The organism is Streptomyces araujoniae (assembly GCF_050871195.1).
Lineage (GTDB): Bacteria > Actinomycetota > Actinomycetes > Streptomycetales > Streptomycetaceae > Streptomyces > Streptomyces bacillaris.
On sequence record NZ_CP194070.1, the window covers coordinates 7296093 to 7307097 of the forward strand.

Here is an 11005-nt window from a genome sequence, read left to right on the forward strand (position 1 = left end):
GAGTCAGGGCCTCACTGCTGCATCGTCTGCTGGGCCTTTTCGAGGCGCGCCCGGACGGACTCCTCCGTCACCGGGCGCCCGGCGGCGGCGTCCGCCCACAGCTCCTTGACCGCGGTTCCCACGGCCGTCTCGAACTGCGACTCGTTCGGGACCTGGGGGAGGGGCGCGGCGCTGGTGGCGAGGGTGTCGCGGAGCACCTTGAGGTCGGGGGCGCCGAAGGCCGCGTCGGACTGGGCGGCCTTGACCGGCGGGATCGCCCCGTAGGTCTTGTTGAGGTGCTTCTGCTGGGCGTCGCCGGTCATGAACTTCACGAACTTCTTGGCGCCGTCGAGGTTCTTGGAGTTCTTGAACACCGCGATGTTGATGCCCGCGACCATGGAGTTGACCTGCTTGCCCGTGCCCGGGGCGCCCGAGGGGACCGGCACCGGGGCCGCGCCCCACTCGTCGGGCTTCATGCCCTGGGCGGCGAAAGTGGAGGCCGCCGCCTGCCAGAGCACCATCGCCGTCTTCCCCTTGGCGAAGTCGGTGAGCGACTGGTTCTGGGCGTACTCCGCGTTGCCCGGGGCGATGATCTTGTCCTTGGCCATGAAGTCGACGTACTGCTTCACGGCGGCGACGGCACCGTCGGAGGTGAAGGTCGCCTTGCCGTCCTGGTCGAAGAAGTCGGCGCCGTGCTGCTGGCCCAGGGCGAAGACCTGGTGGATGTTGTTGGAGAGGTTGCCGCCCTCGGCGCCCAGGCCCCACTTGTCGCCCTTGGATATCCTCTGCCCGGCCGCGACCAGCTCGTCCCAGGTGGCCGGGGGCTTCTCGATGCCCGCTTCGGCGAACATCTTCTTGTTGTAGTAGAGGGCGTACGCGAGCGAGTACAGCGGTACGGCGGCGGGCGGTTCGCCCTCCTTGCCGGCCGAGGCGACCGCCGAGTCGACGAAGCGGTCCCGGCCGCCGATCTCGTCGAAGCTCTTCTCGTCCCACGGCAGGAGCGCGCCGGTCGCCTGGAGCGAGGCCGACCAGCTGTTGCCGATGTTCAGCACGTCCGGACCCTGGCCGGAGGCGGTGGCGGCGAGGATCCGGTTGAGCAGGTCGGCCCACGGCACGACCTCCAGCTTCACCGTGATCCCGGTCTCCTTCTCGAACTTCTTCAGCTCGGGAGTGAGGATCTCCTTGTCGGCCTCGATGCTCGGGCCCTGGTTGGAGGCCCAGTACGTGAGGGTCTTCGGGGACTCGTTGGACCCCGTGCCGGTCGTCCCGCCGCCACAGCCGGTGGCGGCTGCGGTGATGGCGAGGGCGAGGGTGACGGCGCTTGCGGCTCTGACGTGGCGCATGAAGAGGTGGCCCCTTTCCGGGGATGGCTGCGTTCGGGAACCGAACGGCCTCCATGACTTAATTTATGCCGTGATTTAAGAGGTGAGGGAAGGTCGCGTCAAGGTCTGGGACCAGGTATGTTCCTGGAGGGGAAGGAGCAACATGGCCGAGCGCGACAGACGGACCGTGCGTGACCTGCGGCGGGGCAACCGGGCGAGGGTATTGCAACGGTTGTATTTCGACGGCCCGTTGAGCCGTCAGGAGCTGGGCCCGGCCACCGGGCTGAGTTCCGGTTCCATCAGCAACGTCGTGGCCGAACTCGCCGCCGAGGGACTCCTCCAGGAGGCCGGCATCGTCGACTCCGACGGCGGCCGTCCCCGTACGCTGCTGCGCGTCGCCCCGGACGGCGGGCTCCTGGTCGGCATCGACATCGGCGAGACCCGGGTCCGCGTCGAGCTGTTCGACCTCTCCCTCACCGAACTGGCCCGCACCGAAAGGCTGCTGGCCCAGCACGGATACGACGTCGACCGCATCGTCGCCCATGTCCGCACCGGCGTCGCCGACGTCCTGCGCGACGCGGGCGCCGATCCGCGGCGGCTGCTCGGCATCGGCATCGGGGTGCCCGGCATCATCGAGCGCGAGGGACCGGCAGGGCCCGACGGGCGGCGCACCGCGGTCGTCCACGGCCAGACCATCGGCTGGCACGCCGTCCCCTTCGAGCACCTGCTCCGCGAGGCCGTCGACGTACCCCCCGAAGTGCCCTTCTTCATCGACAACGGCGCCAAGACGCTCGGCCGGGCCGAGATGTGGTTCGGCGGCGGGCGGGGCGCGGGCACCGCCGCCGTCGCGCTCATCGGCTCCGGCGTCGGCGCCTGCGTCGACCACGGCGACATCCTGGCGGAGGACCGCACGAGCCTCGCGCTCGAATGGGGCCACACCACCGTCCAGTTGCGCGGCCGCCGGTGCCGCTGCGGCTCGATCGGCTGCCTGGAGGCGTACGCCGGCGCGGAGGCGCTGCGCGAACGGTGGCGCGAGGCGGGCGGCCCGCTCCCCGAGGACGCCGACGACGAGACGGCCCTCGCCGCCCTTCTCGCGGCCGCCTACCCGCCCCCCGGCGGACCCGCCCCGGACCGGGTCGCCCTCTCCCTCCTCGACGAGACCGCCGAATGCCTCGGCGCGGCACTGGCCGACCTGATCAACCTCTTCCTGCCCGAACGCATCCTGCTCGGCGGCTGGGCGGGCCTGCTGCTCGGCCCCCACCTGCTCCCCGAGATCCGCCGGTACGCGGACGCCTACGCCCTGCGCCACGCGGCGGCCCGCACCACCGTCGAGATGGGCCGCCTCGGCCCGGACGCGGTGACCGTCGGCGCCGCCACCCTCCCCCTGGCCGACTTCCTGACCCGCGGCGGCAGCCGCCCGGCCACCGGGGCCCGCCTCCCGGACGGCAGCGGCACCCCCGCGCGTACGGCCGCGGAGACGGTACGGAACCGGAGCCGTACGGCGGCGGGATGAGCACGGGCCCGGCCCTCCGCGGTGGCCGTCGGGTGCGGGGCCGGAGCCGTACGGCGACGGCGGGGCGAGTGGGGCCCGGTGCTCCGCGGCGGCGGGCCGGGTATCGCGGGGCCGGAGCCGTTCGGCGGCGGGCCGGGCGCGGGGCCGGGTCCCGCTCCTACGCCGATGCGCGAACCACCAGCTCCGGTTCGAAGATGACCGAGGTGGCGGGGGAGGACGGGCCGGGCGGGCGGTCGAGGAGGAGGCGGGCCATCTCGGCGGCCATCGCCTCCACCGGCTGGCGGACGGTGGTCAGCGGCGGGCGGCACGCCAGGGCTGCGCTGCTGTCGTCGAAGCCGACCACCGCGACGTCCTCCGGCACCCGGCGGCCGTGTTCGCGCAGCACATGGCAGGCGCCCGTGGCCATCAGGTCGTTGGCGGCGAACACCCCGTCCAGATCCGGGTGTTCCGCCAGCAGCCGTGCCATCGCCGCCTCCCCGCTCTCCTGGGTGAACCACCCTTCGGCGACCGGGGTGTACGCGTGCCCGTGGCGCGCCAGCGCGTCCCGGAAGCCGGTCAGCCGCGCCCGGCCCGCCGGCACGTCCAGCGGGCCGCTGACCGTGGCGATCCGACGGCACCCCCGGGCCAGCAGATGTTCGGCGGCCAGCCGGGCGCCGTCCTGGTGGGCGAGGTCGACGTAGCTGATGGGCACCGGCCGGGCGGGGCGCGCGAAGAGCACCGCCGCGAGCCCCGCCTCCGTGAGCAGACCGGGGAGCGGGTCCTCGGCGTGGGTGGAGACCACGAGGGCCCCGTCCGCGCTGCCCTGCCGCAGATACGCCACGACCTCGTCCCGGGCCCGCGAGGTCTCCGCGAACATCAGCACCGGGTGCATCCCGCGCGGCCGGAGGTAGTCGACGACCCCGGTGACCACCCGGCCGAAGAAGGGGTCCGCGAACACCTGCGCGGTGAAGGAGCCCCCGCCCCCGGCCGCCGGACGCGAGCCGCCCCCCGCCCGGCCCGCACCCGCCCCGGCCCCCGCTCCGGTCCCGACGCCCGCCTCCGCCTCCGCCTCGACACCCGCGCCCGACACCACCAGTGCCACGGCGTCGGCCCGCCGGGTGACCAGGGAGCGGGCCGCCCGGTTCGGGGCGTACCCCGTGACCGAGACCGCCTGCCGCACGACCTCCTGGATCGCCGGGTCGACGTTGCGCACACCGTTGATGACCCGTGAGACGGTGGCACGCGAGACGCCCGCCGCGCGGGCCACGTCCTCCAGGGTGGGTGCTCCGGCCGACCGCCGATCATCCGTCATGAGCGCCTTTATAGCACTGGCGGAGAGCGCTCTCCATCGGTGGCCGCGACTCCGCTCCGGACGCGCGGGAAATGGCGGGCCGTCATATGTCCGGTGCTCACGGCGAAATGGGTCGTCTCGCCCCGAAGTAGCTGTGTATGAGGCCTGGTCCATCGCTCGTGCGATCGACTCATAGGGGCGGAATCCGGCCACACCTCCGACCGCCGCGGCCGAGTATCACGTTTCTCTTGTGATCAGACTTCGCGCCGCCCTACGTTTGCCGCTTGCGACAAGTTCCAACGCCAGTGGGGGAGCCCAGTCATGGCCGCAAACGGTCGGCACCGCAGATATCAGCCCAGCCGGATCAACCGTGCCTCGCTCACGGTGACCGCGGGCGGCGCGGGCCTGGCGCTCCCGCTCATCACCGCGGCCTCGGCGGGGGCCGCCTCCGGTGAGGTCTGGGAGAAGGTCGCCGCCTGTGAGTCGAGCGGCAGTTGGGCCGTCAACACGGGCAACGGGTATTACGGCGGACTGCAGTTCAGCGGTGCGACGTGGGCGGCCTTCGGCGGTACGGAGTACGCGCCGCGCGCGGACCTCGCCACCCGCGAGGAGCAGATAGCCGTCGCCGAGCGGGTGCTCGAAGGGCAGGGCCCCGGCGCGTGGCCGACGTGTTCCGTGAAGGCCGGTCTGACCCGGGGCGGCGACGCCCCCGACGCCGCCCCGCAGAGCGCGGGCAGCCGGCCCGTCCAGGCCGCGGCGCCGCAGAGCGCCCCGCCCCGGAAACCGAGGGCGCTGCCCGCCGCGGCGACACCGACCCATGTGCCCGGGAAGCGCGACTCGTACACCGTCGCCAGCGGCGACTCGCTCTCCGGCATCGCGGACGCCCAGCGGGTCCGGGGCGGCTGGCAGAAGCTCTACGCGGCCAACCGCACGGTCGTCGGTGACAACCCCGACCTGATCTTCCCCGGCCAGCGGCTGAGCCTCACCCCGCGCGGCGGGGACGGGGCGAGCGCCGGGAGGACCGCGCCGCGCCCGGCACCCGAGAAGCAGGCCACGCCCCGGAAGACCGCGCCGCCCCAGGCCGAGCAGCGCACGGCCGACCAGCGGGCGGCGGCCCTCGCGAAAGCCGCCGAGGAGAAGAGGGCCGCCGAGAAGAAGGCCGAGCAGCGGCAGGCGGAGCAGCGGAAGAAGGCCGAGGCGGAGAAGGCCGCGCAGAAGAAGGCGGCGGCCGCGCAGGCCGAGGCGGCGGCGAGGAAGGCCGCACCCGAGCCGCCCAAGCAGGCACCCGCGAAGCGCGCCGGTATGAGCGCCCCCGTCGCCGCCTCCACCGGCACGGCGTACCGCCAGGCCGGGGGCTGGTCCAGCGGCTATCACACGGGCGTCGACTTCCCCGTTCCGACGGGCACCTCGGTCAAGGCCGTGGCCCCCGGCCGGGTCGTCTCCTCCGGCTGGGCGGGGGCGTACGGCTACGAGGTCGTCATCCGCCACGAGGACGGCAAGTACAGCCAGTACGCCCACCTCTCCGCGCTCCACGTGAAGGAGGGGCAGTCGGTCTCCGGCGGACAGCGGATCGCCCGCTCCGGCTCCACGGGCAACAGCACCGGCCCGCACCTGCACTTCGAGGTCCGCCTCGGCCCCGCCTACGGGTCGGACATCGACCCGCTGGCCTACCTCAGGGCGGGTGGCGTCAGCGTCTGAACGGACCGCTCCGGGCGCTCGGCGGAGGCGGGCTCGCCGCGCCGGTCACGGCCCGCCCGGCGCGGACCGCCGAACTCCAGGCGCGGCACCGCGTCGCCCGGCCGCAGGGGTGCCGGAAGCGGCGGTACGTACGTGGACCCGGTGCCGGTCCGCGCGCCGTCGGGCCGTGGCGCCCCGCTCGTCGGCGCACCGCCGGACCACGCGTCGGCGGCCACCGCCGCCGCGTCCACGCAGGGTGCGCCGTCGGCCGTCGTCGTCACGCCCGCGCCCCCCTGGCTCCCGATGCCCGTCGCCCCCGCCCCGACCACACCGACGCTCCCCGCCGCCCCGCCCGCACCCGCCGCGCCCTCGGGTCGCGGGCGCCCCGCACGGGCCTGCTCCGCGCCGAGCCGCTCCTTCGTCAGCAGGACCAGACCGCCCGCGGCCAGGGCCCCGCAGGCGAGCGCGAGGGCCGTGCCCGCCGTGCCGTGGCGGAAGTGCTCGCCGAAGAGCGTGAGCCCGATCGCGGCGGCGACCACCGGGTTGACCACCGTCACGGTCGCCAGCGGAGCCGCGAGCCCCGCGCCCCGGTAGGCGGCCTGGGAGAGCAGCAGGCCCGCGGCCGCGAGGGCGGCGATCACGAACAGGGTCGGCAGCCCCGAGCGCACCGCCCCGGAGGTCCACTCGACGGCCACGGTCTTGGTGAAGACCGAGGCCATACCGAAGGCCCCGCCTGCCGCCGTGGCCAGCACCGCGCTCCGCAGCACCGGCCGGCTCAGCGCCCTGGCGAGCAGGAGCAGGGCGCCCACCGCCCCGAAGGTCACCGTGGCCAGCGCCAGTTGCTCGGGGCCGCGCAGGGTGTGCGGGTCGGTGCTGCCCGTGAGGGCCAGCAGCCCGACCAGCCCGGCCGTCGCCATGAGAGCGCCCCGCCAGGCCCGCGCCCCGGCCCGGCGCCCGACGAAGAGGGCGGCCATCGGCAGGGCGAAGACGATCGTCAGCGCGCCGAGGGGCTGGACCAGGCTGAGGGGACCGTAGGCGAGAGCCGCCACGTGCAGGATCGCGCCGACCCCGTTGAGCACCACGGCCACCCACCAGACGCCGGTGCGCACGAGGGCGTACGGGGAGTTGTCACCGTGCGCGGCCACCCGCTCCTGGACGATCGCCCCGGCCGCGTAGGCGACCGCGGAGACCAGAGACAGCAGCACAGACAGCGCGAGGGGGCTCATGTACACCACGATGTCCTGTCGGGGGTGGCGCGTCATCGTCCTTGAGACGTCAATCCCGCGTACTGCCCCGGTAGTACGGGCGTGGGACCGAGGTCCTCCCTTCGACGGTAGCTCCGCCGGGCCCTGCCGTCAGAAGTTGTGGACCGGCGGATACGGTGAGCAGCGCAGCCGGTACACGCGGTCGCCCGGGGCGGGTCGCGCTCCGGCGCACCACCGGTGACCGGACGACCGCACACGGAGACCCCACAGGCCGGCCGGAGCGAGTCGGACCACCGGTGGCCACGGCGAGGGAGGAGCGGGGCATGGACCTGGCACAGGCGGCGTCGGTGGGCGGATTCTTCGCCGTACGGACGGAGCCCGTTCCCGGCGGTGCCCACCGGCCGCTGGCGGAGCTGTACGCGGGCGGCACCGGGCCCCTGAGCGCGCGGGTGGACAAGGTCGCCGCCCGGCTCTCCGCGCCCGAGCGCCGGGTCGCCGCCTCCATCGCCCACCTCGGGCTGGCCGCCCGGCTCTGGTCGCTGGCGCTGGGCCCGGCCGCGCTCTTCGGCCGCTTCCCCGCCCTCGTACCGGACACCCTGCACTGGGACCCGCAGCGCACCTCGCCCGACGACCTCTGGCTCGCGGACCAGGAGGAGCTGCCCGCAACGGCCGACCGGATCCGGGAGCAGGTGCAGCACGGGCACCTCGTGCCGCTGGCCGAGGCCTTCCGGCGGGACGGGAACATCTCGCCGCGGCTGCTGTGGGGCAACGCCGGTTCGGCGCTGGCCGGGGCCGTACGGGAGCTGGTCACCTGGTCGCGCGGGCAGGACCGCCCCGACGTGGCGCACCGGGCCAGGGCCCTGGGGGCCGAACTGTTCGACCACCCCGACCTGTCCGCCACCGGCTCCCCGCACACTCCGGCGTTCCGGCGCCGCAGCTGCTGTCTCTACTGGCGCTGTCCGGGCGGCGGGCTCTGCGGCGACTGCGTCTTCGACCGCGCGCCGGAGGCGGCGCGGTAGCCGGGGCGGGGGCCCGGCCGGACCGCCCGCCGAGGCTGACGCGGGCGGAGGCCGGTCAGGAGGGCAGGGCGGCGTCTATGGCCTCGTCCACATCGCGCAGCACGGGGATCGCGCTGTCGAGGCCGATCATCCCGATGAGCCGCTGGACGAACGGGGAGGGCGCGGCCAGCCGCAGCCGGCTGCCCAGGGCCGTCTGTCCCTGGAGCAGCACGTTGACCGTGGTGGAGTCGGCGAAGCCCACCCGCGAGAGATCCACGACGACCGGACCGGAACCCTCTTCGGCCGCCTTGCCGAGGGCCCGGCCGAGCGGCGGGACGCTGTCGATATCGAGGTCACCCGACACCGTGAGGACCAGAGCACCCCGTTCCCGACGGGAGATGACGCTGACTGCTCTGTCTTCGCTGGGCGGTGGTTGCACGGAAGGCACCTCGGGCGGGATCGGGCGGGCGGAGGACGCCGGTGTGCCGGACGGGTCGGCCTCGTTCCGTCCCTGCTCACGGCGGGGTACAAGCACAACGATAGAAGGAACAGTTGCCATTTGACAACATTCTCCATTGGGTAACAATCTGATCCGCAACGGTTGAAGGACCAGCCGTCTGCGGTGACGCACCGAGAGAAGCGGAAGCAGGGGCTGGATGAGGCTAGGCGCTGTCGGCGACATCTTCGCGGAGCAGGGGACCGGCCGTGGCCGATTCCGGCGAGAGCCGCTCCGAAGCGGCCGCGTGGAAGGCCGCCAGGCCCTCCGCCAGCGCGGCGACCGCGGCCGGTTCCATCCGTTCCAGCACGGCGCTCACCTCGCGCGCCCGCAGCTCCCGGTATTCTTCGAGGAGGGTCCGGCCACGCAGGCTCAGCCGGAGTTCCACCTCACGCCGGCTCGTCGGGCTCTGCGCCCGCTGCACGAGCCCCATCGCCTCCATGCGGTCGCACAGTCGGCTGACCGACGGCGGACGGGAGCCCAGCGCCTCGCCCAGCGAGCGCAGATTGGTGCCCTCCTGCCTCTCGATCACCAGCAGGGCCCGGAGCTGGGAGGGCGATACGGTGCCCGAAGCGGCCGCCTCCTGGCCACGGCCCCAGAGCACCTCCAGCAGCTCCGAGGCGGCGGAGGCGTCGGCGGACACCTCAGCGCGGGTGCGCGGGCGGCGAGCACGGTGGGGCATCCGTCCACTCTGTCATCCGTCGGCCCCACTTGTCAGCCCGGCCCAGGCCCCTACCACGTCGCAGGACGAAGAATGCACGAGAGACCGTGAACAGAAGACCGGACATCGAGACCGCCGTCAGGGCCGCCGCTCCCCATGCCCTGCTGACGACGCTGCGCACCATACTGGCCGACGCCTACGGTGCCCTGGCGGTGGAACTGCACCTGGCCGACTACGGTCTGCGCGTCCTCAAGCGCCTGGACCGGCCCGACGGCGAGGAGGAGCCGCTCTCCCTGCACAACAGCGCCGAGGGCCGGGCCTTCGGCAGCCAGGAGCCCCGCGAACAGCAGGTGCGGCACGGCGACGCGGTCGACCACTACCTTCCGGTGACCGTACGCGGCGAACGCCTCGGCATCCTCACCGTCCGGCTTCCGGCCGAGCGGTCGACCCCGGAGATGGTGGGGGAGCTGACCCACGTGGCAGATCTGCTGGGCCACGAGATCCTGGTCGCCGAACGGGATACGGACGTCTACCAGCGCGCCCGGCGCACCACCCGGCTCACGCTCGCCGCCGAGATGCAGTGGCAGCTGCTCCCGGCCAGGGCCTGCACCGCCGCGGAGTTCGCCATCGGCGCCCAGCTGGAACCGGCGTACTCCATCCACGGCGACAACTTCGACTGGGCGGCGGACGGCGACACGCTGACCCTCGCGGTGACCAACGGCATGGGCGAGGGGATACAGGCCTCCCTGCTCACCAACCTCGCCGTCAACGCCCTGCGCAACGCCCGCAGGGCCGGGATAGGCATCGCGGACCAGGCCGCCCTGGCCGACCAGGCGCTGTACGACCAGCACCGCGGAGCGTCGCACGTTTCCACGCTGCTGCTCCGCTTCGAGCTGGCGACCGGCCGGGTCGGGGTCGTCGACGCCGGATCCCCGCAACTGTGGATCCAGCGCGGCCGCACGGTCCGGCGGATGGAGCTGGACGCCCAGCTCCCGCTCGGCATGTTCGAGGAGTCGCACTACACGGTCCAGGAGTTCCACGTGGAGCCCGGCGACCGCCTGCTGCTGCTCAGCGACGGCGTCTACGAGGCGGTCTCCCCGGCGGGTGAGGCGTACGGCGAACGGGCGCTCACCCGGTCCATCCAGTCGACGCGCCTGCTCCCCGCCGCCACCGTCCCGCGCGCGATCCTCGGCGAACTGTCCGAGTACCGCGTGACCGAGACGCTCGACGACGCGCTGGTGCTCTGCCTGGACTGGTTCGGCCGCCAGGAGGACGGGGGCTGAGCCGACGGGTACGGGACCGTACGGAGGCCCTGGGACGCGGCACGCGTCCCAGGGCCTCCGGCGTGTCCGGGTCAGATGGAGAGCTGGAACTCGGCGCGGATCCGCTTGCCCACCGGCACCCGCTCCGCGATGAGCCGGTCGCACAGGGCCACCACGATCTCCATGCCGTGCCCGCCCAGCCGGGAGGGATCGGGGCCGTACAGCACGGGCATCGCCGTACTGCTGTCGTAGACCGTGACGCTGATCCGCTCCGCGTTCCCCTCCAGCTCCAGGAGGTACGGGCCGTGGCTGTAGCGGTCGGCGTTGGTGACCAGCTCGCTGACGGCCAGCATCAGATCGCTGCGGGTGTGGTCACCGATCGGGGCCAGGCACTCCACCGCGAGACGGGTGAGGAAACGGTCCGCCAGGCCGCGCGCGAGCGCGATGCAGCCCGGCTCGCCGTCGAAGACCTCGGCGCTGAGCAGTACCTCGGTGGACGGCAGACCCTGGTCCGGCTCCTCGGGGGGCGAGGTGACCTCTGTGTTCATGTGCTCCAGCCAGGCGCCGCAGTGAGGTCCATGACCCTGTTTTGCCATTCGTCTACCCGCGTCGAAGCATCCCA

At 73.7% G+C, this 11005-nt stretch carries 10 protein-coding genes; 4 read left to right on the forward strand and 6 right to left on the reverse strand.

The features are described from left to right. Window positions 1–11: 11 nt before the first annotated feature. Window positions 12–1322 (reverse strand): ABC transporter substrate-binding protein, encoded by a 1311-nt coding sequence (locus ACQ9ZG_RS30850; RefSeq protein WP_109915221.1) that lies wholly within the window; start codon window positions 1320–1322, stop codon window positions 12–14. A 142-nt stretch (window positions 1323–1464) separates the two neighbouring features. Here ACQ9ZG_RS30850 and ACQ9ZG_RS30855 point away from each other — a divergent pair, with 142 nt between their 5' ends. After that, window positions 1465–2814: an ROK family transcriptional regulator gene (locus ACQ9ZG_RS30855; protein ID WP_386696259.1), complete on the forward strand. Its 1350-nt coding sequence runs from the start codon at window positions 1465–1467 to the stop codon at window positions 2812–2814. Window positions 2815–2971: 157 nt separating this feature from the next. Here ACQ9ZG_RS30855 and ACQ9ZG_RS30860 read toward each other — a convergent pair whose 3' ends face one another. Further along, the gene (locus ACQ9ZG_RS30860) at window positions 2972–4105 is read right to left on the reverse strand and encodes a LacI family DNA-binding transcriptional regulator (protein WP_499281449.1); all 1134 of its coding nucleotides are present in this window, start codon (window positions 4103–4105) and stop codon (window positions 2972–2974) included. Window positions 4106–4405: 300 nt separating this feature from the next. Here ACQ9ZG_RS30860 and ACQ9ZG_RS30865 point away from each other — a divergent pair, with 300 nt between their 5' ends. Continuing rightward, window positions 4406–5782, forward strand: a complete 1377-nt coding sequence (locus tag ACQ9ZG_RS30865) for a transglycosylase family protein (protein ID WP_499281450.1) — start codon at window positions 4406–4408, stop codon at window positions 5780–5782. Here ACQ9ZG_RS30865 and ACQ9ZG_RS30870 read toward each other — a convergent pair. Beyond that, window positions 5752–6987, reverse strand: a complete 1236-nt coding sequence (locus ACQ9ZG_RS30870) for a DMT family transporter (RefSeq protein WP_499281451.1) — start codon at window positions 6985–6987, stop codon at window positions 5752–5754. The genes ACQ9ZG_RS30865 and ACQ9ZG_RS30870 overlap by 31 nt on opposite strands. Window positions 6988–7289: 302 nt before the next feature. Between ACQ9ZG_RS30870 and ACQ9ZG_RS30875 the strand changes: the two genes are divergently transcribed. Beyond that, window positions 7290–7985, forward strand: coding sequence for an IucA/IucC family C-terminal-domain containing protein (locus tag ACQ9ZG_RS30875; RefSeq protein WP_499281452.1), 696 nt, complete (start codon window positions 7290–7292; stop codon window positions 7983–7985). 55 nt (window positions 7986–8040) lie between these two features. Here ACQ9ZG_RS30875 and ACQ9ZG_RS30880 read toward each other — a convergent pair whose 3' ends face one another. Both ACQ9ZG_RS30880 and ACQ9ZG_RS30885 read right to left on the reverse strand, forming a co-directional pair. Further along, entirely contained in the window at window positions 8041–8412 is a 372-nt protein-coding gene (locus tag ACQ9ZG_RS30880) for an STAS domain-containing protein (RefSeq protein ID WP_375138300.1), read from the reverse strand. A gap of 214 nt (window positions 8413–8626) precedes the next feature. Next, complete coding sequence (locus ACQ9ZG_RS30885) at window positions 8627–9142, reverse strand: MarR family winged helix-turn-helix transcriptional regulator (protein ID WP_026237407.1); 516 nt, start codon at window positions 9140–9142, stop codon at window positions 8627–8629. An 86-nt stretch (window positions 9143–9228) separates the two neighbouring features. Between ACQ9ZG_RS30885 and ACQ9ZG_RS30890 the strand changes: the two genes are divergently transcribed. Beyond that, window positions 9229–10404, forward strand: coding sequence for a PP2C family protein-serine/threonine phosphatase (locus tag ACQ9ZG_RS30890; protein WP_109915256.1), 1176 nt, complete (start codon window positions 9229–9231; stop codon window positions 10402–10404). Between the two features lie 71 nt (window positions 10405–10475). On the opposite strand, the gene ACQ9ZG_RS30895 is transcribed toward ACQ9ZG_RS30890, so the two are convergent. Beyond that, entirely contained in the window at window positions 10476–10931 is a 456-nt protein-coding gene (locus ACQ9ZG_RS30895) for an ATP-binding protein (protein WP_028419228.1), read from the reverse strand. Window positions 10932–11005: the final 74 nt, after the last annotated feature.